Annotated in this window: 24 protein-coding genes; 5 read left to right on the top strand and 19 right to left on the bottom strand. The window is 42.5% G+C overall.

The genetic code is table 11. The features are described 5' to 3' along the window. Positions 1–11: 11 nt before the first annotated feature. The 6 genes from recJ to obgE form a co-directional block, all read right to left on the bottom strand. Entirely contained in the window at positions 12–2,312 is a 2,301-nt protein-coding gene (gene recJ / locus IGJ17_RS08020; protein WP_429961225.1) for a single-stranded-DNA-specific exonuclease RecJ, read from the bottom strand. A 147-nt stretch (positions 2,313–2,459) separates the two neighbouring features. Next, positions 2,460–2,897: a lipopolysaccharide assembly protein LapA domain-containing protein gene (locus tag IGJ17_RS08015; RefSeq protein ID WP_005236087.1), complete on the bottom strand. Its 438-nt coding sequence runs from the start codon at positions 2,895–2,897 to the stop codon at positions 2,460–2,462. Positions 2,898–2,909: 12 nt separating this feature from the next. Then, on the bottom strand, positions 2,910–3,698 hold the full coding sequence (locus tag IGJ17_RS08010; RefSeq protein ID WP_016612306.1) for an SDR family NAD(P)-dependent oxidoreductase: 789 nt from the start codon (positions 3,696–3,698) through the stop codon (positions 2,910–2,912). Next, positions 3,682–4,638 carry a ribonuclease Z gene (gene rnz / locus IGJ17_RS08005; RefSeq protein ID WP_042890375.1) on the bottom strand — a complete coding sequence of 319 codons (957 nt, stop codon included), beginning with the start codon at positions 4,636–4,638 and terminating at the stop codon, positions 3,682–3,684. The genes IGJ17_RS08010 and rnz overlap by 17 nt, the downstream gene beginning before the upstream one ends. Before the next feature lie 72 nt (positions 4,639–4,710). After that, positions 4,711–5,286 carry a DUF456 domain-containing protein gene (locus IGJ17_RS08000; protein WP_005236092.1) on the bottom strand — a complete coding sequence of 192 codons (576 nt, stop codon included), beginning with the start codon at positions 5,284–5,286 and terminating at the stop codon, positions 4,711–4,713. Between the two features lie 180 nt (positions 5,287–5,466). Then, on the bottom strand, positions 5,467–6,780 hold the full coding sequence (obgE, locus tag IGJ17_RS07995; protein WP_042890376.1) for a GTPase ObgE: 1,314 nt from the start codon (positions 6,778–6,780) through the stop codon (positions 5,467–5,469). Positions 6,781–7,029: 249 nt separating this feature from the next. On the opposite strand from obgE, the gene gap reads away from it, so the two are divergent. After that, on the top strand, positions 7,030–8,040 hold the full coding sequence (gap, locus tag IGJ17_RS07990) for a type I glyceraldehyde-3-phosphate dehydrogenase (protein WP_034872607.1): 1,011 nt from the start codon (positions 7,030–7,032) through the stop codon (positions 8,038–8,040). A 50-nt stretch (positions 8,041–8,090) separates the two neighbouring features. Here the strand turns inward: gap and IGJ17_RS07985 are convergent, their stop codons facing one another. Both IGJ17_RS07985 and IGJ17_RS07980 read right to left on the bottom strand, forming a co-directional pair. Continuing rightward, positions 8,091–9,041, bottom strand: a complete 951-nt coding sequence (locus tag IGJ17_RS07985; protein WP_429961224.1) for an alpha/beta hydrolase — start codon at positions 9,039–9,041, stop codon at positions 8,091–8,093. Between the two features lie 177 nt (positions 9,042–9,218). Further along, positions 9,219–10,310, bottom strand: coding sequence for a DUF871 domain-containing protein (locus tag IGJ17_RS07980; RefSeq protein ID WP_086317400.1), 1,092 nt, complete (start codon positions 10,308–10,310; stop codon positions 9,219–9,221). Between the two features lie 182 nt (positions 10,311–10,492). Here IGJ17_RS07980 and IGJ17_RS07975 point away from each other — a divergent pair, with 182 nt between their 5' ends. Beyond that, on the top strand, positions 10,493–11,242 hold the full coding sequence (locus IGJ17_RS07975) for a peptidylprolyl isomerase (protein WP_429961223.1): 750 nt from the start codon (positions 10,493–10,495) through the stop codon (positions 11,240–11,242). Between the two features lie 52 nt (positions 11,243–11,294). On the opposite strand, the gene fabZ is transcribed toward IGJ17_RS07975, so the two are convergent. Then, the gene (fabZ, locus tag IGJ17_RS07970) at positions 11,295–11,735 is read right to left on the bottom strand and encodes a 3-hydroxyacyl-ACP dehydratase FabZ (protein WP_005226178.1); all 441 of its coding nucleotides are present in this window, start codon (positions 11,733–11,735) and stop codon (positions 11,295–11,297) included. A 206-nt stretch (positions 11,736–11,941) separates the two neighbouring features. On the opposite strand from fabZ, the gene fabI reads away from it, so the two are divergent. Continuing rightward, positions 11,942–12,697: an enoyl-ACP reductase FabI gene (gene fabI / locus IGJ17_RS07965; RefSeq protein WP_005236100.1), complete on the top strand. Its 756-nt coding sequence runs from the start codon at positions 11,942–11,944 to the stop codon at positions 12,695–12,697. 147 nt (positions 12,698–12,844) lie between these two features. After that, positions 12,845–13,762: a mechanosensitive ion channel family protein gene (locus tag IGJ17_RS07960; protein WP_005236101.1), complete on the top strand. Its 918-nt coding sequence runs from the start codon at positions 12,845–12,847 to the stop codon at positions 13,760–13,762. 34 nt (positions 13,763–13,796) lie between these two features. Here the strand turns inward: IGJ17_RS07960 and cbpB are convergent, their stop codons facing one another. The 8 genes from cbpB to IGJ17_RS07920 all read right to left on the bottom strand — a co-directional run bounded on the left by cbpB (position 13,797) and on the right by IGJ17_RS07920 (position 20,214). After that, on the bottom strand, positions 13,797–14,300 hold the full coding sequence (gene cbpB, locus IGJ17_RS07955; protein WP_005226181.1) for a cyclic-di-AMP-binding protein CbpB: 504 nt from the start codon (positions 14,298–14,300) through the stop codon (positions 13,797–13,799). 109 nt (positions 14,301–14,409) lie between these two features. Beyond that, positions 14,410–14,922, bottom strand: a complete 513-nt coding sequence (locus IGJ17_RS07950) for a metallophosphoesterase (protein WP_005236103.1) — start codon at positions 14,920–14,922, stop codon at positions 14,410–14,412. Continuing rightward, positions 14,919–16,271: a ribonuclease PH gene (gene rph, locus IGJ17_RS07945; RefSeq protein ID WP_016612128.1), complete on the bottom strand. Its 1,353-nt coding sequence runs from the start codon at positions 16,269–16,271 to the stop codon at positions 14,919–14,921. Before rph ends, IGJ17_RS07950 begins: the two co-directional genes overlap by 4 nt. Next, positions 16,272–17,087: a glutamate racemase gene (gene racE / locus IGJ17_RS07940; RefSeq protein WP_008381904.1), complete on the bottom strand. Its 816-nt coding sequence runs from the start codon at positions 17,085–17,087 to the stop codon at positions 16,272–16,274. It abuts the gene before it with no gap. A 228-nt stretch (positions 17,088–17,315) separates the two neighbouring features. After that, a complete protein-coding gene (locus IGJ17_RS07935; protein ID WP_005236107.1) occupies positions 17,316–17,972 on the bottom strand; it encodes an amino acid ABC transporter permease in 657 nt (218 codons plus the stop codon). 17 nt (positions 17,973–17,989) lie between these two features. After that, positions 17,990–18,637: an amino acid ABC transporter permease gene (locus tag IGJ17_RS07930; protein WP_005226186.1), complete on the bottom strand. Its 648-nt coding sequence runs from the start codon at positions 18,635–18,637 to the stop codon at positions 17,990–17,992. Positions 18,638–18,648: 11 nt separating this feature from the next. Beyond that, positions 18,649–19,458 carry a transporter substrate-binding domain-containing protein gene (locus IGJ17_RS07925; protein ID WP_008381907.1) on the bottom strand — a complete coding sequence of 270 codons (810 nt, stop codon included), beginning with the start codon at positions 19,456–19,458 and terminating at the stop codon, positions 18,649–18,651. Positions 19,459–19,476: 18 nt separating this feature from the next. Next, positions 19,477–20,214 carry an amino acid ABC transporter ATP-binding protein gene (locus tag IGJ17_RS07920; RefSeq protein ID WP_008381909.1) on the bottom strand — a complete coding sequence of 246 codons (738 nt, stop codon included), beginning with the start codon at positions 20,212–20,214 and terminating at the stop codon, positions 19,477–19,479. A 267-nt stretch (positions 20,215–20,481) separates the two neighbouring features. Here IGJ17_RS07920 and trpS point away from each other — a divergent pair, with 267 nt between their 5' ends. Further along, positions 20,482–21,489, top strand: a complete 1,008-nt coding sequence (trpS, locus tag IGJ17_RS07915; protein ID WP_005236112.1) for a tryptophan--tRNA ligase — start codon at positions 20,482–20,484, stop codon at positions 21,487–21,489. 401 nt (positions 21,490–21,890) lie between these two features. Here the strand turns inward: trpS and pheT are convergent, their stop codons facing one another. Together pheT and pheS are read right to left on the bottom strand one after the other, a co-directional pair. Then, positions 21,891–24,311: a phenylalanine--tRNA ligase subunit beta gene (gene pheT / locus IGJ17_RS07910; protein WP_429961222.1), complete on the bottom strand. Its 2,421-nt coding sequence runs from the start codon at positions 24,309–24,311 to the stop codon at positions 21,891–21,893. Then, positions 24,312–25,358, bottom strand: coding sequence for a phenylalanine--tRNA ligase subunit alpha (gene pheS, locus IGJ17_RS07905; protein ID WP_008381915.1), 1,047 nt, complete (start codon positions 25,356–25,358; stop codon positions 24,312–24,314). Positions 25,359–25,655 lie beyond the last annotated feature (297 nt).

The following is a 25,655-nucleotide window of genomic DNA, read 5'->3' as shown; positions in this document are numbered from 1 at the left end:
TTTTTTTCCTCCTAGACTGTCAACCACTGACGTAGGGTTGATAAATCACTCATTAATAAAAATTCTTCTGTTTTGATCATTTTTTGTCGTTGCTGATACAAATGACTCTCTGTCAGCGGACGAGAAACAGGATCAGCCGTTTTATTCAAAACACCATCTTGTATTGTAACAAATTCCAGCTCAGAAAACACCTGAATCATAAAAATAAGTAATTTTTCTGGAATTTTTAGATAGTTAGCGACCATCTTTAATTTGTAGCGAATATCCAAACGAGGCTGCTGCTTGATCAATTGAAAAAGCCGACCATATTGCTCTCTGGTGCCTACCCCGTCTAAATAGGCATCTTCCGTCGAGTAAAACACAAACGCAATTCTTGAAGCATGAAGCGCTTGAACGACCTCTTTGATCACAGCAATATCAGCAGGACAATCTAAAAACGCGATCTCTTGGAACGGACCAGCACAAAATGTATCTTTCACAGCAGCCACCGAGTCGAATAAGATCGTTTGTCCACAAAATCCTTGCAGCTCTCGAGGCAGTTTCTTATTGAAAACGACCCCTAATGTTTCATTTCCCAGAGAGACACTTTGCCGACTCCTTTTCGAACGATAATCAAACAACTGCAGCCCTTCCACTGCAAAGTCATCCAACATCAGCTGCGGTTTTTTGTTGCCATTCCATTCATTGATTGAAAGCTGACCGACGATCGATAGTCGATCATTTTCAAACTCTACTGAGTCTTTTCCAAAACCAAAGCCAATCACATCTAGCTGTAGATTGGACTCATCTGTCATCACTAACTTCAAGTGCTGGTTTTCGGTACCAATCTGGCGGGCATTTTGAGTCGATAAATTGGAAAACAGAAATTTCGGTAACGGATTGTCCGTTCCGAAAGGCGCTAAAACGTTTAAAGACTCAATAAAGTTGATCGATACTTCCGCCAATGGCAGTTCCTCATCGATCGCTAAGGGGATTCCCTGACTAAGATCAATTCCATTTTCTTCCACATAGCGATTCATCTGAGCTTGTAGCATGTCCAAATGATCAATCGGGATACTTAAGCCAACCGCCGCATGATGACCACCAAAACTGGTAAACATGTCTTTCATCGTAGCCAACATTTCAAATAGATTCAACGCAGCGACACTTCTACCTGACCCTTTTGCTAACCCATTTTCTTTTTTGGTCAAAACAATCACGGGCTGTCCGGTACTTTGCATGATACGTCCAGCTACGATTCCTAAAACCCCTTCGTGCCAGTTATCACTTACGACCAGATGAACATGATTGGCAGGGTCGATTTTTTCTTGCGCTTCTTTCATGATTTCTTCAACGAAAGTTTTTCGCTGCTGATTGATCGTATCTAATGTCTTGGCTAAGGTTACTGCTTCTTCTTCATCAAATGTGGTTAACAAACGAACAGCAGGATTAGGATCTTCCAACCGACCAATTGCATTGAGGCGGGGGCCAACAGCAAAACCAATATCGGTTTCGTTGACTGTTCGTTTTTTCAATCCACTGACCGTCAACAACTCATTCAAACCAAGCCGATCAGTTTGTTGGATCATTTTCAGGCCATTGCTGACTAGTAGTCGATTCTCATCTGTCAAAGAAACCATATCAGCAATCGTCCCAATTGCAACAAGGTCCAGCAGTTCGACGGGCACTTCTTCTAATAGGGCACAAGCCACTTTAAATGCGACTCCGACTCCCGCTAAATCACCAAACGGATAGTTTCCTTCAGGGTGACGGGGATGAACGATGGCAAAGGCTTCTGGGAGTTCTGCAGGAAGTTCATGGTGATCCGTCACGATCACATCGACCCCTTGCCCTTGAGCATAAGCAATTGCCTCATGTCCAGATACCCCATTATCAACGGTGATGATCAATTGCGTCCCTGCCGCAATTTTATCTTGATAGACAGTTATGTTGGGACCATACCCATCTGAAAAGCGATTGGGCAGATAATATTCAGCTTCAGCCCCTAGCAACTCCAGTGTTTCTTTTAATACGGTGGTGCTCGTAATCCCATCTGCGTCATAGTCGCCATAAATCAAGATCCGCTCACCATTTAAAATGGCTTCATGGATCCGTTCCACGGCCTTATCCATATCATGAAAGAGAAACGGATCATGAAGGTATTGCAGATCCGTTGATAAAAAAGCGTCTAGCGCTTCTGCTGTTCGAATATTTCTTTGCCATAGCAACGCGCCGATGCGCTCAGGAATCTTTCTTGCTTGGATCAATTCTTTAAATACAGGGGTAGCTTCGCTATCTTGCGGTAGCACCCAATGAAAATTTGCACGTTTCACCAAATCACTCCTAACTAGGTTATTATAGCAAAGTTTATGTAAAAAGGAAAAACAACGAAAGAAACAATTTATTTTTTCATGTCACAAAAAAGAGCTTGCAGCGAACGATGCGCCGGCAAACTCTTTTCTTAATTGCTCTCATGTATTCTAGGCTTGCGATTCAAAAGACTTCATTTCTTCATCAATCGTTGGCGGCGTTGAGGCGCCTGCAGCACGTGACGAAAGTTGTGCTTCTTGATCGTCGAGTTGTTGCTGCCTAGCTGCTAACTCCGCCTGCTTGTTGATATATTCTCGTTCCAAGGCTTCTCGTTCATCTTGCAGAACTTTCTCGTTATTCGTGCGATAATCCGAGAGCTCTTTTCTCAATTGTTTTAGTTCTTTTTTTTGACGGAACATTGCACTTGTGGAAACCAGCAACAAAATCAATGCGCCTAACAAAGCAGAACCAATAATGACTAAGATCAGTGGCGATTGAATCGTTGTGAAGCCAAAATTGATCGGAACAGTCATATTGTTTGCAACCGCAAATAAAACGATCACTAAAATCAGTAAAATACCAACGATAACACGCCATTGATTTTTCATGGGTTTCAACTCCTATTTTTTGTTGAACATCGTTCCTGCCATATAATCCCCGATTGCAGGAAACAGTGTATACAGTTTTGCTGCCGCCCCTAAAATATGTGGGCGATTGATTTCTCGTTTTGGATGAATCATGGCTTTGACGATCGTTTGTGCCAATTTGTTTGGTTCAAGGACAAGGCTGCCCACCGATGATAAGTAACTACCGCTAGGATCTGCTTGGTCAAAGAATGCCGTTTCGATCGGCCCTGGGTTGACCGTTGTTACGTTGATCCCCAGTGGTTTTAGTTCTAAACGTAAGGCGTTAGAAAAACCAAGTACAGCAAATTTCGTTGCAGAGTAAACTGCGGTCTTCGGCGTAGCGATCTTACCCGCAATTGAAGCAACGTTTATGATATGACCATGCTTTTGTTCAGCCATTTGAATCGCAACTTGCTGAGTCAAAACCATCATCCCAAGTACATTGACTTCAAACATATTACGGATGACCGCAGGATCCATCTCTGTAAACTCTTGAAAGATCCCGTAGCCAGCATTATTGACAAAGACATCGATCTTTCCGACTTTCTCACTGATTTTTTCTAATAAGCGCTCCACGCTTTCAGGATTTGCTACGTCCAATTGAAACGCATACGCTTCTTTGCCGCTTAATTCCATACATTGTTCTTTGACTTTTCCGATCAAATTCGTCCTCCGGGCACAAGTCACGACGATCGCACCACGTTTTGCGGCTTCATAACAGATTTGTTCTCCAAGTCCGGCAGAACCACCTGTTACAACGACAACTTTATTCTCCAAGTTCATCTGATTCTTCCTCTCCGGCAAAAGGGATCTCGACAACATCAAAATCTTTGACGATCAACGTATTCGGAAATACTTCTTTTGCTTCATTTACTAAATTTGTAATATCTTTGCCAACATAGCGCGCGCTGATATGGGTCAATAGCAAACGCTTGGCGTGAGCTTCTTGGGCAACTTCAGCAGCTTGTCGCGTCGTCGAATGAAAATAAGCGCGAGCCAACTTGGCTTCTTCTTTGTTGAAGGTACTTTCATGTACCAAAACATCCGCATCTTTCGCTAAAAGCACGGCGTTTTGACATTTACGGGTGTCACCTAATATTGTCACGATCCGTCCTTTTTTGGCTTGACCTAAAAAATCAGCTCCATTGATTTGACGACCATCATCGAGGGTAACTACTTCACCTTTTTTCAAACGTCCGAAGACAGGACCAGGTTTCAGCCCAAGTTCAAGCAATGCTTTCACTTGCAACTCCCCTTGATGGCTTGCTTCGACAATACGATAGCCAAAACTATCAATCCCGTGATCAAGGCGCAGACAAGATACTTCAAATTGCTGATCTTTAAAAAGAATCCCTTCTTCTTCAATCTCAAAAAAATGCAATGGATAGCTGACTTTCGTCTGAGAAATCCGCAAAACGGTTTGAATGTATGTTTTGATCCCCTTGGGTCCATAAATCTCTAGAGGTGTGTCTCCGCCTTGAAAGGAGCGGCTGCTGATCAATCCTGGCAATCCATAAATATGATCACCATGAAGATGGGTAATAAAGATTTTTTCAATCTTTCTCGGTCTAATCGTAGAATGCAAGATCTGCATTTGTGTCCCTTCGCCACAATCAAAAAGCCAAACGGCATTGCGTTCATCTAATAATCGTAACGCAGTGCTGGTCACGTTTCGATGTTTCGCAGGCACTCCAGCACCTGTTCCTAAAAATTCTAATTCCATAAGCTTCTTTCCTTTCATCTCTTTCCAATTTTAGCGGAAAAGAAATCAAGTTGCAATTGAAGCTTGCGGTTTTTATTTCTCGGATTGGCTATCGGATTCATCGTTATGGGAATTTTTCCAATCCTCTTGAACACGTGCCTTGGTGGATTCTTCGACTTTTTTGGCCGTCTCGATCTCTGCCTCGACATCATCGTAGTCAAAACGAGTGATGTCACCGCCTAATTCATTCATGATCAGTTGGTTCAAAGGACGATTGTCCTCTTCATCGGCAATCAATAATAACCCCGTATCGCCTACACCAATTTGGTTTCCGACGTGTTCGAAGAGCATTTGCGCATTTTGGATCTCTTTTGCGTCACGAGTAGCACCGATCATACTACCGCCAAACCAGCCCAGCATGATTCCCAAAGGCCCACCTAACACACCAACGAGCATCCCGATCAAACCACCAGTTGATGTCTTATTGTTTCCAGTAAAATCAAGAAAATCCTCGACTTTAAATTGATGCACGCCTTCATTGGTGTGGGTAAGAACCGCCATTTGCTCTCCTTTGATCTTTCGTTCCATATGCATCCGTTTCACTTCAGAAAAGGCTTGATACGCTTTGGCACTAGCATCAAAGTTCATTACAATGACTCGTTTTGACATAAAAATCGCTCCCTTTGGTTTATTTGTTCTTTTCTTTATTTTAACAGTAAATCATTTAAATGAAAAAAGAAACCAAAAAGACTGCTGATCATTGATTTCTTAGAGAAAATCAATGATCGGCAGTCAAAACCAATTCAACTATGAAGGATTTTTTTTAAAAAATGATGTTCTTTTAAACGCTTATTCGACAAACTCAAATTCAAAATTACCGATACGCACAATATCACCGTCTTTGGCACCTCTCGCACGCAATGCTTCATCGACACCCAATCCACGTAATTGACGAGCAAAACGCATCACAGTCTCATCGTGATCAAAGTTCGTCATTTGGAATAGTTTTTCGATTTTCTCACCGCTCAAGATCCAAGTTGCATCAGGATCGCGATCGATTGCAAACTCCGGTTCATCCGATTGGAAGCCGTAATGAACCACATCTTCTTCGATTTCTTCATCGTACAAGAGGAACTCAGGAGTGACTTCCAATAGATCCGCTGTCGCATTCAGCAAGGCATCGATTCCCTTACGAGTGACACCAGAGATTGGGAAAATCATTGGTTCATCCGCGAACTCATCCGTTTTTTCTTTTGCCAGCTGCTCTTTGAAAAGGGCTAGGTTTTCTTCAGCATCCGGCATATCCATCTTATTGGCAACGATGATCTGTGGGCGCTCTAGTAAGCGCAAGTTATGGGTCGACAATTCATTGTTGATGGATAAATAGTCTTCATATGGATCGCGCCCTTCCATGCCGCTCATATCGATCACATGTAAAATGACCCGCGTCCGTTCGATATGACGTAAAAACTGAGTCCCTAAACCAACACCTTGCGAAGCACCTTCGATCAAGCCAGGCAGATCGGCTACTGCAAAACTACGACCATCAGTGGTCGTTACCATGCCTAAATTTGGTACCAGTGTTGTAAAATGATACGCGCCGATTTTTGGACGAGCAGACGAAATCACAGAGAGTAATGTGGACTTCCCAACTGAAGGGAAACCAACTAAACCAACATCTGCTAAGACTTTTAGTTCGAGCTCGATCTTTCTTTCTTGACCGGGTTCTCCGTTCTCTGCTAATTCTGGGGCTGGATTTTTTGGAGAAGCAAACCGAATGTTCCCACGGCCGCCCCGCCCGCCTTTTGCGATTACTAATGTTTGACCTTGCTCAATCAAATCACCTAATAAGGCACCTGTTTCAGCATCACGAACGGTGGTGCCTTGGGGTACTTTGATGTAAGTATCATCTGAGCCACGGCCGTGCATTCCTTTACTCATGCCATTTTCCCCGGGTTGCGCTTTAAAATGACGATTAAAGCGGAAATCCATTAATGTACGCAAACCTTCGTCTACGACTAAAATGACATCACCGCCACGTCCCCCGTCCCCACCTGCGGGTCCGCCGTCTGGGACATATTTCTCTCGGCGAAAAGCAACCATCCCGTCGCCGCCTTTTCCTGCTTTGACATCGATTGTCACTTGATCTAAAAACATGGACATTATTTGTCCTCCATTCTTTTTTTACTACCTTCTATACTTTTTGATTATCAGTTATCTCACTTTAAGTGGTTACTATTTCTCTAATAAGAAAGTCTATTTTATTGTAACGACCGAAACGCCTTTTGTCTATCTTTTCTCATGGGTTTCCGTAAGAAATCGCGAATTCTTAAGGGTTATTCTTTGACAGTCACAGGAAATCGTAGCAAACTTTTAAGTGTACCAGTACACAATCAAAGGAGGAAACAAGAAATGACAGTAAAAGTTGGAATCAATGGTTTTGGACGAATTGGACGTTTGGCTTTTCGTAGGATCAGAGAAGTTTCTGCTGATATTGAAGTTGTGGCAATCAATGATTTGACGAGTCCAGTCATGTTAGCACACTTATTGCAATTTGACTCGACCCACGGCACGTACCCTGGAACTGTTACTGCAACGGATAATGCTATCGTTGTCGATGGCAAAGAGACCCGAGTGTACGCTGAACCAGACGCAAGCAAAATCCCTTGGGCAAAAGAAAATGGCGTCGATATCGTTTTAGAATGCACGGGTTTTTACACTTCCGCAGAAAAAGCCCAAGCTCATCTTGATGCGGGTGTCAAACGAGTCGTGATCTCCGCACCAGCTGGTAATATGAAAACGATCGTTTACAATGTCAACTCCGACACGTTAACAACAGAGGATACTATCATATCCGCAGGTTCTTGTACGACCAACTGCTTAGCTCCGATGGCCTACTTCTTAAATGAGGAATTCGGGATCGAAGTTGGTACGATGACGACGGTACATGCCTATACTTCTACCCAAATGCTATTGGATGGTCCAGTAAAAGGCGGAAACTTAAGAGCCGCTCGGTCCGCTGCAGACAACACGATCCCTCACTCGACGGGTGCTGCCAAAGCGATCGGTCTAGTTATTCCAGAATTAAATGGCAAATTACAAGGCCACGCCCAACGGGTTCCTGTCGTCGATGGTTCTTTAACAGAATTAGTCTCAATTTTGAAAACCAAAGTAACCGCCGATGAAGTCAATGAAGCGATCAGAAAACACACCGTCGATAATCCGTCATTCGGTTACGATGACCGTGAGATCGTCTCTGGAGATGTGATTGGTACCACTCAAGGGTCTATCTTTGATCCGACACAAACAGAAGTAACCACGGCTGGGGATTTCCAACTGGTGAAAACCGTCGCTTGGTATGATAATGAATATGGCTTTACATGCCAAATGATTCGTTTGCTAGAAGAATTTGCTCGTTTATAAGCCAAAGGTCAAGCAAAAAATGCCGGTTCTTTTTTAGAACCGGCACTTTTTTATTCATTTGCAGGGTGATCGTATTTGTCCAAAAAAGCTGCAATTTTTTCTTTATAAAGGTCTGGATCTGTTTTATAGCTTTTCGCATGCTCGGCACCTGAAACAACCCACTTTTCTTTTGGTGCATCGGTCGCGTTATACAAAATATCCAGCATCGAATAAGGAACAAACGTATCCGCATCGCCATGGATAAAAAAGATCGGACGCGTATTCTTTTGCAGTTGTTTGACTGCATCTGCTTCACCGAAGAAATACCCCGCTCGGATTTTTGTGACAAGACTAGTGACATTCATCAATGGAAAGGCCGGTAGACCAAACAATTGATCGAGTTGATAACCCAATTCTTCATTGACGTTGGTATACCCACAATCTTCAATAATAGAAGTGACATTTTTCGGTAAATCTTCCCCACTGGTCATCATTACCGTGGCAGCCCCCATACTGATGCCATACAAAGTGATCGTTTCTTCAGAACCATTTTTTGTGAGTACTTCATCGATCCATTGCAAATAATCCTTACGTTCGTGCCACCCAAAACCAATATAATCTCCTTCGCTTTGACCATGCCCTCGAGCGTCTGGAACCAAGACATTATAGCCTAAATCATGATACATCTTAGCGTAGTCCGCCATCGTTTCTGCGTTCCCCATATAGCCATGCGCGATGATCGCCGTTTTCCCGCGATTCTTCTCCTCCGCCGGTAGATAAATGGCGGATAATTTTAAATCATCTTCAGAAGTTAGCTGCCACATCTCACGATTTGCTGGATCTGTAAACCAATTTTGCGATTCATTTCCCGTCTGATTTTCATCCGTACCAGGGGTATCTCCTTCCAAAAAATCTTTTTCTGAAGGAACCACCGCATAATCATAAAAATAGTTTCCTGCATACCCTAACCCCGCAATTGCTAATACAGCCACTCCGATGGCAATCTTCCAGCGCAATTTCACACTTGTCACGTCCTCTTGTTATATAGTTTACATAATATTATTATGGTTTCATCATTCCTCAAGGAAAGAACCCACTACATAAATTACCGTTTTTTGCTCATGTTTGTCAATCGCAAGCGCCCAAAAAGAAAACCATTGCCAACAATCTTTGTTGGCAATGGTTGATTTTCGTGGTAATTAGTTATTTTCGACCAATTTAAAACTTGACCAAGGTTTCAAAAATTCTAATAAGAATAGTTCCTCATCAGCGATCTTACCAACGACATTGACTCGACCATCATTTTTCATTGCTTTCAAGGCGATTTGCGTCTCCCCTTTGTATTGTCCATAGCCAGCATTATCGATCAAGACATCCCCTCTTACCATATCACGGGTATCATGAGGTGGAAATTCCTTGTCTTTATAATAGATCCGCGTCATCGTTGAACGCAAGATATATTCCGAACGATCTCCTCGATAGCTGTGCAGATTATCGAAGAGACAAATTCGTTCATCTTCAGTGATTCCGTCAACGACATCGACTCTTAATGTCGGATAATCCGCGTGAAACGCTTCAGCCATTGCTGCCAATTCTTCTTCTGAAGCATAGGCATTTCCAACAGAGATATCATCGATCAAGCCAGTCAACACTAAATGTTTGACTTGCGTAGCTAGTGGCAGATCACGATGATCTTCCAAAGAGCATAAACCATCTTGTGTTGGCCATGGACCGAAATCAGCTTCGTGAGAATTCACGAAAGCCATCGTATTTAAATTGTATTTGCGGAATTTTTCCGAACAAAAAACGAAATGGTCGTAGCCCAACCCTGAATAGCGATGAGGATAGAAGTTATGCGAGCCTAGTAAATTTTCATTATTAGGCGAATAACTCATGATGTTATCCACGTAGCTCGTACCACTGCTCATATTGATTTCGATTTTAATCCCGTAAGGATTACGCGTCATTTTGGCTTCTTCTGAACCAGTAAAACCAATATCTAACCGAACACCGTAAGCCCCCATCTCATCAAAGAAGGATAAATCATCATAAGAAATACCTAGCTGTTCGAATAAACCAGGATTGATATCTACCATGACTTCCATTCCTAACTGATTGGCATAATCCACGACTTGTTTAAAGTCTGCCAAGACTTTTTCTTTGTCATCGTTGATTTGCAGCAAACTGGTAAATACCCGTTTAAAGCCGTATTTGTGTGCCAAGTCTAAATACGCTTTGTCCTTTTCAAACGTTGAGCGCTCTGGATAAATCGATATCCCTAATTTTCCCATCAAAAAAACCTCCTGTAAATTCTATCCGTTTATTATAATGAATCCTCTTTCATTATAGCAAACATCTAAAAAGTGGTCTACACCTTTCCGCCTGTTTCTTTCTCATTCCACAAAATCTGCGCTTTCTTCTATGTCTCTTTTTTGTTATGATTATCATTAAGAAAACTGGAAGGAATGAAAGAATGAAAAAAATCCTATTCACACTGACAGCAGCTGCTAGCCTTTTATTATTAGCTGCTTGTACAGGTTCAAGTACCACCGATCCCTCATCAAGCAATTCGGCAGAAAGCACGTCGCCCTCAGAATCCGTTGACTTGAATGCCCTGGAATTGCCGCAATTATCAACGGATGTGCAAGAGAATGAAGCTTTAGTTGAAATGGTGACGGAAGAAGGCTCGATCAAAATCAAACTTTTCCCAGAGATCGCGCCCAAAGCAGTCGAAAACTTTTTGACCCATGCCAAAGATGGTTATTATGACGGCTTGACTTTCCATCGTGTCGTAGAAGAGTTTATGATCCAAGGGGGCGACCCTAATGGTGATGGCACTGGCGGAGAAAGCATATGGGGCGAAGGATTCGGCGAAGAATACTCGAACCAGCTTTATCACTTGCGAGGCGCATTGGCAATGGCAAAATCAAGTGCGCCAAACAGCCAAGGCAGTCAATTCTACATCGTTCAAAATGATCAAGACGTATCCGACGGTCTAGCGATCCAACACTATCCTGAAAAAATCATCGAAGCCTACAAAAATGGTGGAACACCACAATTGGACGGTAGCTATACCGTTTTTGGTCAAGTGATCGAAGGCATGGATGTCGTAGATAAAATTGCGCAAGCAGAAACCCAAGACTCTGGCAATGGTGAGAATTCTCAACCGGTTGAGCCAGTGAAGATCGAAACGATCAAGGTCTTACAAGAAGCCAAAGAATAAATAAAAAAAACCGCTGAAGTCTCCGATACTCGGGAATTTCAGCGGTTTTCTTTTACTTTTGGTCGCCTACGATAAAGGTAAATTCGCACTCAGCAGCTTTTTTGCCATCCACTGTCGCTACCGCATCAGCAGTTCCAACGGAGCCTTTGATTTTGGTGATCTCAAAAACAAGTTTCATAGTATCTCCCGGAACAACTTTTTGACGGAATTTGGCTTTGTTGATGCCGCCGATATACGCCGTTCTACCTTGGAATTCCTCGGATTTCAAGATCAGGATCGATCCTGCTTGTGCCAATGTTTCTAAAATCAAGGCACCCGGCATTACTGGATTTCCCGGAAAATGACCTTGGAAAAAGTCTTCGTTGATGGTAACATTTTTCGTTGCGATAATCTTTTTGCCAGACTCGATTTCATCGACATAATCAATATATATAATTGGGTAGCGATTTGGAATCAAATCCATGACTTCTGTTTCAGTCAATAGTTTTTTCATGGTTTCCCTTCCTTGCTTAAGAATTTATTATAGTTTGATTATCAAAGTATCATAGTTCAGCGGAATTCGCAACTAAATATTTATTAAGAAAAAAATAGTTTGACAATCAAACAATTATGCTTAATAATTAGAAATCAAGATAGTTTGATTTACTATTTGTCATTATACGTATTTTATTATTGTTGAATTAATTAAGGAGTGGAATTATGAGTTTTTTAACCGGTAAAAAAGTTGTCGTCATGGGCGTTGCCAACAAACGCAGTATCGCTTGGGGCTGTGCACAAGCATTAAAAGCACAAGGAGCCGAAGTGATCTACACGTATCAAAACGACCGCATGAAGAAGCCTTTAGAGCGCTTATTGGAATCTGATGAATTTGTAGTGGAGTGTGACGTCGCTAATGACGAAAGCATTGCTGCCGCCTTTGATACAATCAAAGAATATGCTGGAGAGATCCATGGTGTCGTCCATGCCGTCGCTTATGCTAATAAAGAAGATCTTTCTGGCGACATTTTGAATATTTCTCGTGACGGTTATGCTTTGGCGCAAGACATCAGCAGTTATTCATTGATTGCCGTCACTAAATATGCCAAACCAATCTTAGCTGAAAATGCTGGAATCGTTACCCTTTCCTACTTAGGTGCCGAACGGGCAGTACCAAACTACAACATGATGGGTATTGCGAAAGCTGCTTTGGAATCAAGTGTTCGCTATTTAGCTGCCGAACTTTCACCGCAAAAGATCCGTGTCAATGCGATTTCAGCTGGCGCCATCAAGACGCTGGCAGTAACTGGTGTAAAAGACTATCAAAAACTGATCCAATTGTCAGAGGATCGAACACCAGATCATATTGGTGTAACGATCGAAGAAGTCGGCAATGCTTGTGCCTTCTTGATCAGTCCTTTATCAAGCGGGATTATCGGCGAAGTGATTTTTGTTGATAAAGGCGTTCATTTATCTTAATCAATGATAGTCATAGAAAAGTCTGCTATTTGCCTACCCGTTGGCTGAGCAGGCTTTTTCTGAAAAAAACAGGTATTTCAGAAAACCTCCTTTGCATTTCTATTTTATCTTCGTTAAAATAGATGCAGTAAGACTTGGAGGGATTTTATGAAACAACTGCTACTCGCAGCTAGCACGACCGATTCAAGTGGTTCCAGCATTACTGAACCAGCAGCTGCTCAGCTCAATGCATTGCAAAAATGGTGGGCGTCCATCGACTGGGAATCGATCATTGGCCTACTGATTCAAAAAGCATTGATGTTGCTTTTTTTATGTATCCTATTCGGTATTTTATTGAAAATAAGCAATATGATCATCGATCGGATCTATCGTTCCTATGAAAAAAAAGCCAGTTTCAATGTGAGTCGAATCAACACGATCCATACCCTGATCCGCAATACGGTTCATTACACATTAGGCTTCTTTTTTGTCTATGCACTCCTTTCAACCATCGGCGTACCTGTAGGCTCTCTATTAGCAGGTGCCGGAGTCGTCGGTGTCGCACTTGGTTTAGGCGCCCAAGGTTTTATGAACGACTTGATTACTGGCTTCTTTATTATTACCGAGCAACAAATCAATGTTGGTGATTACGTCCGCTTGACCAATCTGACGCTTGAAGGTACGGTGACGGCAGTCGGTATTCGGACTGTTCAATTAAAATCCGTTGATGGAACCGTTCATTATATCCCAAATCGTAACATCACGACCATCAGTAATACATCAAGAGCCAATATGCAAGTCGTGGTCGACGTACGTATCTTACCATCTGAAGGCTTAGATGAAATACGTGCCATCATTGAAGAAGTCAATGAACAGATTGCTCAGCAGCATGAAGAAGAGATTCAAACGGCCCCTACGGTCTTCGGTTTAGTGGATCTGGGGAACAACAACTTTGCAATTCGTACGACCATGTATGTGACCAATGGTACGCAATGGAAAATCAAAGAGGAATTTTTGGCCGCATCGATCGATGCTTTAACTGCCAAAGGCTATACGATCCCCAATGCGCCGATCGTCGGTATTTAAAAAAGGTTATCCCGAAGCTGGGATAACCTTTTTTCTATACCACATGCAGTTCATCTGTCATCTTTGGGGCATCCTCTTTAGAAATCAGCAAATAGCGTCTTTCAATTTCGTGCGCCAAATGATTGACGGATTTTAAAATCTCTTTGCGGGTGATAATCCCAACAAAGACATTGTCATCATCAACGATCGGCAAGAATGCTTGATCTACTAACAAATGCAGCATACTTTCCAACTCATCGTTTTCTTTGATGCAATTCACATTGACTTCCATGACATCTGCCACAGTCAGCCCTTCAATATTTTCCATACTGAAGCCAGTGAGATCCATCATGCGTTCTACGATGTTTGAGAGGCTGATTAAGCCGACTAAATGGTCCTCACTATCTAGTACAGGGATCTTTGAATAGCCCACTTTTGATAAAACAAGCAATGCGTGACTCAAAGGGTGGTTATAAAATACCGATGCCACATTTTCTGCCGGCACCAAGAAATTTTCTTGGTTCTCGAGTAATATTTTTTCTACGGTCTGTCCTATCAATCTAATTGCCTCCATTTCACAGCTACTCTTCTATTTTACTTGAAAATAAGAATAGAAAGTTGAAACCTGCAAAATTATAATGAAATTTTTACTTTTTGATTCCGCTTACTTAGCGTGTGAAAACAAAAGCTAGCTCAGGGACTTTATGAAAGGAACGATCATAGTATTGGATTGCCCATTGTTCTGGCGTACTTTCAATAATCGCAAAGCTTTTGATTTGAATTTGCCCTCGCGGTTGGGAAATACTGCCGGGATTCAAGAAAAGCCGATTCCCAACTTTCTCACAAGCAATTTGATGCGTGTGACCAAACAGTGCGATCGAGGCATCGGCTTGTTGCGCTTGCAGCCCTAATTTCGTTACACCAAAACGGACATCTGCTAAGTGGCCATGAGTCATATAGATGGTGTCCAGCGGCGTTTTGATGATACGCTCATTGGGAAAACCACCGCCATAATCGCAATTGCCGCAAACGACTTGAAAAGTATCCCACAAAGGGTCTGTGTCAGGTAGTTCGGAGTCCCCACAGTGCAGGAATAAATCGACTTGATTTTCGAATTCATTTTTAAGATCAACAAGAATCTCACGATCTGAATGATTGTCACTGACAACTAAATATTTCATGCATTTTCTCCTTCTAACCACTCCTGCCACTGTTCCTGCAGCTTTTTGATTGCTAGACCACGGTGGCTGACTCGGTTCTTTTCTTCTTGACTCATTTGGGCTGCGCTTTGCTCTGAACCATCAGGAATAAACAATGGATCGTAACCGAACCCATTTTCTCCACGAGGGATACGGCCGATTCTTCCCGGCCATTGAGCTTCAACCACCAAACTCTCTTTTCCTGGCGCTGCGAAAACTAACGTACAGTGAAATTGAGCACTGCGCTTGTCATCTTCGACATCCGTCAATTCGTAAAGTAATTTTGCATTATTAGCAGCGTCACTTTTTTGCTCACCAGCAAATCGAGCAGAGTACACCCCTGGTCGCCCCCCTAATGCATCGACTTTCAGTCCTGAGTCATCAGCTAACACCGGTCTTCCCAAAATTCTGGCGATGGTTTCCGCTTTAAGGCGGGCATTTTCTTCAAAGGTGGTGCCGGTTTCTTCAACATCCGGCAAGGAAGGATAGTCTTTTAAGGTGCGGACATCGTAACCTGCTGCGCCAAATACGGCTTTAAACTCCTTGGCTTTTCCTGGATTGCCTGTAGCAATGACAATCGTTTTTTCGGGAATCTCATAAGGGGGTTCATCTGGTAAAAACAGTGCCTCTTTTTGATAGGCAATCAATTCTTCGATAGCTGTTTTTCCGTAGATCAGCATCTCATTCAACTGCTGGCCATCAAAGGTTGCTTCTTCCCCAGTTCCTTGCAATTCGACAAATCGACCAGATTCCGTCATCACCAAATTCATGTCAACAGCAGCTGAAGAATCTTCTTGATAATCGAGATCAGTCACACAGGTACCATCTGGTAAGATCCCGACACTAATTGCTGCCAAATGCTCCTTGATTGGATCTTCCGTCAATGCTTTGTCACGCAACAAGGTATCGATAGCTAAACGCAACGCGACAAAAGCGCCGGTAATACTGGCTGTTCTGGTACCGCCATCCGCTTGGACGACATCACAATCGACGACGATACTACGTTCCCCTAATTTTTCTAAATCGACTACGGCTCGTAAGGAACGAGCGATCAGCCGTTGGATCTCCATCGTACGACCAGAAAGCTTGCCTTTGGCACTTTCTCGACGATTACGAGTGTTGGTCGCTCGTGGGAGCATACTGTATTCGGCTGTGACCCAGCCTTTTCCCGTATCTCGTAAAAACGGAGGGACCCGATCTTCAATCGTTGCCGAACAAATCACGGTTGTGTCACCAAAAGAGATCACAACCGATCCTTCGGGGTGTTTGTAGACGTTGGTTTGAATGTTGACTGGTCTTAACATTGTTTCTTTTCTGCCATCATGTCGCATTTAAAAGCCTCCTAAATCAGTGTGAATCGATGAGATCGTGTCTAAATCAAGCCAATCATTGGCAATCTCATCAAATATTTTCGGTGAACCAGTAGTAAAAAATGCATGTTGCGGATGCGGATCGTCCTGACTCGTTGCTGCAATGGAAAAATAGTCCAACAAGGTACTGACTTCCCCCACCGTTTCTGCCCCTGAATCAATCAGCTGGATATGGGCGCCTAATTCATTTTGGATCAAAGGGCGCAATAAAGGATAATGAGTACAGCCCAGAATCACTGTATCTAACCGCTTGTTTTTCAATGGACGCAACGTTTCTGCCACGATTTTCTTGGCGACCGAACTATGGTATTGTTTGCTTTCTACGATCGGCACAAACTTTGGGCAAGCCAAACTGACGACTGACGCATGGGGCGCTTTGCCATGAAGAGCGCGCTTGTAAGAGTCGCTTTTGATCGTTCCATTTGTTCCGATGACACCGATTCGCTGGTTTTTGCTTGCTTTGACTGCTGCTCGACTACCGGGCAGGATCACGCCAATCACCGGGATCGCTAGTTTTTCTTTGATTTCTTCAAGGGCGACCGCTGTCGCTGTATTACAAGCGATCACCAACATTTTAATGTTTTTTTCTAATAAAAAACGGGTCATTTGCCACGTATACGCGATAACTTGCTCAGCAGGTCTCGGACCATACGGGCATCTGGCTGTATCTCCCAGATAAAGAATCGATTCGTTGGGTAATTGCTTGATTGCTTCTTTGACGACCGTCAACCCACCAACACCAGAATCGATAAAACCAATTGGTCTGTTGTTTGTCATAGTTTCCATCCTTTACATGAAAAAAAGAGTTTGGTGCGTTTTTCTCTCTTATTCATTTTGGACTTTTTTTGTCTATTTTTCAAGTATTCCTTTCGTTTGCTAAAAAAGCTTTCCCAAAAAATACGAAACGGTCAAAAAAAAAAGCCCCAACGATTGGCTCACAACCCACAAGTTGCACTTGCATGGGTAAAAGACCGATCGTGGGGATGTTTTTGTCGATTATTCTTTTTAGTAATCGTACTGACGTTTTTCCAAAAAGCCAGAAAGCAATGACAATGCATAACAAACCAAAAAGTATAAAACAGTCATTGCCAAAAACATAGGCAAAACATAGTTTGTATTTTGACCATAAATGATTCGAGCATGATGAGTCAGCTCTGGTAAAGAAATAATCACGGCTAATGACGTATCTTTGATCAAAGAGATCAACTGACTGACGATCGCTGGCAACATCGCTTTAAATGCCTGTGGCACGACGATACTCCGCAATACTTCGACATAGCTTAGCCCTGTTGACAAACCAGCTTCCATCTGCCCTTTTGGCACAGCATTCAAACCAGCACGAAAGATTTCAGAGAGCATCGCTGATTCAAAAATCGTCAACGCCACAACCGCTGACCAAAAAATATTAAAGCGGATACCGATCTGCGGCAATGCAAAGTAAGTGAAAAAGATGATCAAGAGCAAAGGCAAGTTACGAATAACATCGATCACGACACCTAATACTTTCGAAAAGACCGGGATCGAGCTGAAGCGCAAAATGCCGGCGATCCCTCCGATAATAAAGCTAAATAAAATCGATAGGATCGACACTTCAACTGTTACCCGCAAGCCATCGATCAAGAAGCGAATGTTAATCGCTGAAAAAGCTTCAAAAAAATCCATAGTTCGTTAGCTCCTTTCTATGAGCGGACAGCCCAACGCCGTTCCAAGTAAACCATCAAATAAGACAATGGTAGGGTAATGATCAAATAGAAAAGACCAACAATGATATACGTATCGAATGTATTGAAGGTCTCACTTGCGATCAAATCCCCTTGATACATAATATCTAATCCTGCGACCATCGCCAAAATTGATGAGTTTTTAACAAGATTGATAAATTGATTGCCTAACGGCGGTACGACGATCTTAAAAGCCTGAGGCAAAATAATGTAACGCATCGCTTGGCTGTACGTAAAACCAGAAGACAAGGAAGCTTCCATCTGGCCTTTAGGAACCGTTTGAATCCCTGACCGGATCGTCTCAGCGATAAATGCCGATGTATAGATCGTTAAGCCAATCGTTCCCGCTTGAAAACCGTCAAAAGAAACCCAATACATTGGCACAACGACATAAAAGAACATCACGATGATCAATAAGGGAATATTTCTAAAAAACTCAACATACGCTTTGGCAATCCCTTTGATGAGGCGATTGTCTGACAACTGAAAAATTGCCATTAAGGTTCCGATCAAAAGACTAAAAAACAGTGCGATCAAACTCGCCATGACTGTGTATTTAAAGCCTTCAATAAACTGACCGGTATACGTTTGAAATAATTCAACCATTCAGTTTCCTCCTACTCTACTTTTCCTGATTCGTCTTCAGGGAACCACTTGTTGTATATCTCATCATAGGTTCCATCTTCACGCATTTCCCGCAAGGCTTGATTCACTGCATCAAGAAACGGCTTTTGTCCTTTATTGATGGCAATCCCATAAGGTTCTTCTGTAAAAGTTTCGCCAACTAAATGGTAATTGGGATTTTCACTCGCCATCCCTAATAAGATCGCATTATCCGTGGTCATAGCATCCCCTTGACCAGATTGTAAAGCAGTAAAGGCTTCCGCATAATTCTCAAGTTCTAAAATTTGCGCTTCTGGTGCTGCTTCACGGATGTTCACAGCTGAGGTAGAGCCTTTAACGACCAATACAGTGGTGTCTGCGGTCAAATCTTCGATCCCTTGAATAGGACTGTCTTTGGCAACTAATAACGATTGACCTGCATCAAAGTAGACATCGGAAAAATCGACCTGTTTTTTACGTTCTTCCGTGATAGTCATCGTGGCGATGATTGCATCGATGTTGCCGTTTTTCAAAAGAGGAATCCGGGTTTTTGAGGTAACTTCAACAAAGATGGCATTGCCATCACGACCTAAAATTTTCTCAGTGATTGCACGAGCGATATCAATATCGAATCCCCGTACTTCTCTAGTCGCGATATCCATCAATCCAAAAAGACGGGTATCGTTTTTTACGCCCCAAACGATCTGATTCGTCTCTTTGCTGTTTTCTAAAATATCGATATCTGCGGCACTTTGTCCTTTACAACCTGAGAAAGTCACAAGGGCAAAGGCTAAGACTAGAAAGGAAAATATTTTCTTTCTCATAAGGGTTCCTCCTATTGCTTAATGATTTGTGACTTTACTCAAGAATTGTTTTGCACGTTCGTCTCTGGGTGCATCAAAGAATCCATCGACATCGCGCCGGTCTTCTAAGACTTGTCCTTCCGCCATAAAGACGATTCGATCTGCTACTTCACGGGCAAAGCTCATTTCATGGGTAACAACGATCATGGACATACCTTCACTGGCAATTTTCTTCATGACATCCAATACATCACCAATCATTTCTGGATCCAATGCTGACGTTGGCTCATCAAAAAGCAGCATCTCTGGTTTCATCGCAAGCCCTCTGGCAATTGCGACCCGCTGCTGTTGTCCGCCGGATAACATGGAAGGATAGGAATCTTTTTTATCTAACATCCCTACCCGATCAAGAAGTTTTTCCGCCAAATTGATGGCTTCTTGCTCATTTTGTTTTAATACTTTAATCGGTGCCAACGTAATATTTTCTAACACGGTTTTATTTGGATACAAGTTGAAATGTTGAAACACCATGCCGATGTTTTTTCTAATTTCTGTCATTTTGACATCTTTGTCAAACAAGTTCTTACCATTGACCAATAATTGACCACCTGAAATGGTTTCTAGACCATTAATCGTACGGAGCATTGTACTTTTACCAGATCCTGAAGGCCCGATAACAACAACGACCTCACCTTTTTCAAATTCAAGGTTGATGTTTTTTAATGCATGGAACTTTCCGTAATATTTCTCTACGTTCTTAAATTCGATCATTGCCATTGATTCACACTCCTAGCTTTTTTTAAAATTAAATGAGTAATTGGAAAGATTTGATTCATATTATAGCTCAATCTTTTTTCATTTGTAAAGGTTCTTTTCCAATGTTCCCCCCTTATTTCTGAAAAGACAAGTGCTATTTTACTTTGATGTGAGGTTTTTGTCCATGAAAATTTTTCTCACCCCATCAGATCACAAGGAGAACCGGTTGTTTCTTTTGCTAAAAAAAGGTAAGATAAACCATATAACAAAGGAAAAGGTGGAAAAAAAGTGAATACGATTTTAACTGGCGACCGCCCAACTGGCAAATTGCATCTTGGCCATTATGTGGGGTCTTTAAAAAAACGGGTCGAAATGCAAGCTGACCCTGAAAATCAGCTTTATATCATGGTCGCTGACATGCAGGCACTAACAGATAATGCGAAAACACCTGAGAAGGTCTCAGCGAATATTTTAGAAGTTGCTTTGGATTATTTAGCCGTTGGATTGGATCCAGCAAAAACAACGATGTTTATTCAATCGCAAATCCCTCAGCTCTCTGAATTGACGATGTATTATCTCAATCTAGTCAGTGTTGCTCGAGTACGACGCAATCCAACCGTTAAAGCCGAAATTGAACAAAAAAAATTTGGTGAAGGCGTTCCTTCTGGTTTCTTCATCTATCCTGTCTCTCAAGCAGCGGATATCACCGCTTTTAAAGCAAATTTAGTCCCAGTCGGCGAAGATCAAAAACCAATGCTGGAACAAACGCAAGAAATCGTGCATAGTTTTAATTCTACGTATAGTGAAGTATTAGTCGAACCAAAAGCGGTTTTACCGCCAAAAGGCATGGGACGTTTAGCGGGGATCGATGGGAACGGGAAAATGAGCAAATCATTGAACAACGGCATTTACTTAGCTGATCCAGCCGATGTATTACAAAAGAAAGTGATGAGCATGTACACGGACCCAAATCACATTCATGTCAACGACCCCGGACAAGTTGAAGGCAATATGGTCTTCACTTATCTTGATGTATTTGGTACCGAAAAAGAAAAAATTGCTGAATTAAAAGAACATTACACCCGTGGTGGATTAGGCGATGTCAAAATCAAACGCTATTTGATCGATGTTCTAGAAGCCGAATTTGCACCGATTCGTGAACGCCGTGAAGCTTTTGCAAAAGATCCCGGTGAAGTGATGAACTTACTAAAACTTGGTAGTGAAAAAGCTGAACAAGTTGCCGCTCAGACGTTAGCTGAAGTCAAAAATGCAATGGGCATCAATTACTTTGCTTAAAAAAACAAGCCTTTACGGCTTGTTTTTTTGTTTACAAATCGGAATGAATTCTTTCATGCAAAACCTATGTACAAACTCTGTGTTAGATTTCACGAGAACACTTCCTCCCCAGACCGACACTTTGTGTATTTTGATTTGATGCTGTTTCTTGCGCAAAAATCGAGGAGCTGTCCTAAAAAATAACTTCATAAAACGCTGATTAGAAAATGCATTTTTTCAGCCTAGCCAGTGTTTAAAAAAGGTTGTACCAAAAAAGCTGGAATGCCTTCTATAGAGAAATCTTTTAAGGCTTTCACTCAACTCCTAACATTCTTGTGTCATCTGAGCATCTATTATAATAGTAGAAAACGTTCCCCACCCAACTTCTTTGTATGGTGGAGAACGTTTTTCTACTTATTTGATTAGCGGATTTCTGCTTGAACGTTTTCTTCTAAGTTACGAGTAATTTTCGCTATTGCTTGATTGATCTCTTCATCCGTCAGGGTAGCTTCCGGATTGCTAAAGGTCAGACTGTACCCTAGAGATTTTTTACCTGATTCAATGTTTTTCCCTTGATAAACATCGAATAAACGAATATCACTTAAGAAGCGACCTGCACTTTCACGAATGATTTCCATCACGGATTGGTTATCGATCGTTTCATCGAGCAAGAGTGCCATATCTCGGGTCACTGATGGGAACTTAGAAACTGGTTGATAGACCAATTGTTCTGTTTTAACTGCTAACAACTGATCTAAGTTCAATTCAGCAACATAGGTTTCACTCACTTCGTAGGCTTTGGCGATCGATGGGTGGACTTGTCCCAAGAAGCCGATTTCTAGGTCATCTAGCAAGATCATTGCCGTACGCCCAGGATGCATCTCTTTGATATCTGCCGTTTTTTGATAACGAATACGGTCGGTTAATGCCAACGAATCAAAAAGATTTTCTAAAATGCCTTTCAAATGGAAGAAATCAACTTTTTGAGCTTGAGTTTGCCAGTCTTTCTCATGGATATTTCCTGTCAATGCTAGCCCTAAGTGATTGACTTCTGTTGGCAGTTCGTGTTTACTGTCGCCCGTTTGATAGAAGACGCGACCAATTTCATATAAAGCAACACGATTGTTTTTACGTGCCAAATTGTACGCAACGTCGTCTAACAAACCTGAAATCAGATTCAAGCGCAAGACGGCACGCTCTTCGGTCATTGGCCAATCCAATCGAGTCACTTGGCTCGATTTATCCGTAAATTGTTGCGCCTTCTCTTCCGTTGTCAAAGCATAGCTGATGGCTTCACTGACCCCGTTGCCTTCCAAAAGAGTCCGAACTTCTCTAGTCAGACGTTGCGCTTTGGTTAAATGACCGGCAACCGTTTCTCCTTGCGGTAAAGTCGATGGCAAACGATCATAACCGTAAATACGCGCCACTTCTTCAATGATATCTGCTTCGATCGTAATATCCCAACGACGAGGTGGGACTGAAACAATATAGCTGTCTGCTTCTTGACGATGACCAAAGCCTAATGCATCAAAGATTTCTTGCACTTCTTCATCAGTGATTTCTGTGCCTAAATAGCTATTGATCCGTGCTAAAGTAATCGCAACCTCCACAGGTTCTACTGCTACTTGGGAACCTATTACTGCCTCTTTTAAGACCGTTCCGCCAGCAAGTTCCGCAATCAGTGCTGCTGCTGCATCACAAGCTTTTGCAACCGTTGCTTCGTTGATCCCTTTTTCAAAACGAGCGGATGATTCGCTTCTTAAATTGAATTTTTTCGAAGTCAAACGAATCGCTAATGGATCGAACAAGGCCGCTTCTAAAGCGACTGTGGTCGTCGTTTCCGTGATTTCAGAATCAAGACCTCCCATGACGCCTGCGAGCGCAACTGGTGTCGTTCCGTTGGTGATAACGATGTCTTCTGGGGAAAGCTGACGAGTTTCTCCATCTAAGGTAACCAGGCTTTCATTTTCTTTGCCGCGACGTACCAGTATTTCCTTGCTGTCTAGCTTTTGATAATCAAAAGCATGCAATGGTTGACCAAATAACAGTAAGATATAATTCGTCACGTCCACGACATTATTGATTGGACGAATGCCTTCATTCATCAAGCGATTTTGCAGCCATTGTGGACTTGGGGCGATCGTTACGCCATCAATGATTCGAATTTGGTAGGCGGGTGCATCCGTTACTTCAGTGACCTTCACCTGAATTTTATCGGCAGCAGCTACTTCACTTTCGGTAAGCGCAATTTCAGGAAACTTCGGTGTTTGCCGATAGATTGCACCGACTTCATAAGCAACCCCCCGCATGCTCAACGCATCCGCACGATTCGGAGTGATCGATAATTCGATAATGTGATCATCCATATCAAGATAAGGAAAAACCGGTGATCCTGGTTCTGCTTCTGCTGGTAAATAATAAATTCCTTCTGCGTATTCTTTGGGAATCACGCTATCGGCATATCCCAACTCTTGCAACGAACAAATCATGCCGTTGGAAACTTCTCCCCGCATCTTGCCCTTTTTGATTTTTACGTTGCCCGCGATTCGAGAGCCTGGTAATGCCACGATGACTTTGATGCCGCTTTTGACATTCGGCGCACCACAAACGATCTGTGAGTCTTCATCCTCGCCAATATTTACTTGGCAAATTGATAGATGATCAGAATCTGGATGTGGTCGGCAGTCGGTCACTTCTCCGACAACGATTTTTTTTAAACCCTCTTCAGGCACGTCAATACCTTCGACTTCGATCCCCGTCACTGACATTTTATCCGCCAGCTCTTTGGGTGTGATCTCAGACAGATCAAGGTATTCATTTAACCATTTGTATGATACTAACATTTATTGTTCCCCCTTGAACTGGCGAATGAAACGCACATCATTTTGATAGAATTGGCGAATGTCGTTCACGCCGTAGCGCAGCATTGCCACTCGATCAGGACCTAAACCAAAAGCAAATCCTGAATATTGGGTTGGATCGATCCCTGACATTTCTAAGACGTTAGGATGCACCATTCCAGCACCGAGGATCTCGATCCAGCCAGTTTGTTTACAAACATTACAACCGGCACCACCGCACTTGAAGCAGCTGACATCGACTTCGACCGATGGTTCTGTGAAAGGGAAATAGCTTGGTCGCAAGCGAATTTGGCGATCTTCCCCAAACATTTTTTGCATCATGACTTCTAAGGTTCCTTTTAAGTCACCCATCGTAATATTCTTATCGATTACCAAACCTTCAATTTGATGGAATTGGTGGCTATGGGTCGCATCATCTGTGTCACGACGGAAAACTTTCCCGGGTGAGATCATCCGCAGCGGCCCTTTAGAAAAATCATGAGTCTCCATTGTTCTCGCTTGCACTGGTGACGTATGGGTTCGAATCAGCACTTCCTCTGAAATATAAAAAGTATCTTGCATGTCTCTGGCTGGATGATCCTTTGGCAGATTCATCCGTTCGAAGTTGTAATGATCTTTTTCCACTTCGTAACCTTCGACTACTTGGTAGCCCATACCAACAAAGATATCTTCGATTTCTTCCATGATTTGCGTTAGCACATGGCGTGTTCCTCGGTTCATCTTTTTACCAGGCAACGTCACGTCGATGGATTCTTCAGCAAGAGCTTTTTCCAAGTTTGCTGCTTCGATAGACGTCTTGGCTTCTTCGATCGCTTCTGTCAAGATATCACGAATCTCGTTGGCATAGCTCCCCACCTTCGGCCGTTCTTCCGCAGAAAGATCTTTCATTCCCCGCAGAACTTCTGTGATAGGGCCTTTTTTCCCAAGCACTTCCACTCGAATTTGATTCAAGTCATTCATGGTTGGACTTTCTTTGATTTTAAGCAATGTCGTTTCCTTCAATGCTTCTAATTTCTCTTGTAAAGACATGTGTTTCCTCCTTCTATGCTGTGAATAGTGTAAGAATAAAAAGACTGGATTGACTGAATAAAGTGAGTATCATTCATATAAAGACAAAAAAAGACATCATCCCTTAAAAAAGGAACGACGTCTCGTGTTACCATCCTCATTCGCGAAAAAAACCGCGCACTCACTTCGGCTAACGACAGCAAAACTGCCGACTGACTGTAATCAGCAAGCTCCAGAAGTGAAATTCATTTTTCGAATACAGGACTTGCTTTCAGTCTGTGACAAGTCTCCCTTTTTCTGATTCAGCCAAATTACTAG

It is taken from the genome of Enterococcus sp. DIV1096b (assembly GCF_050498765.1).
In the GTDB taxonomy this organism is placed as follows: domain Bacteria; phylum Bacillota; class Bacilli; order Lactobacillales; family Enterococcaceae; genus Enterococcus_D; species Enterococcus_D entomosocium.
Note: the sequence above shows the minus strand (reverse complement) of the source record. Positions and strands in the feature narration are given on the sequence as shown.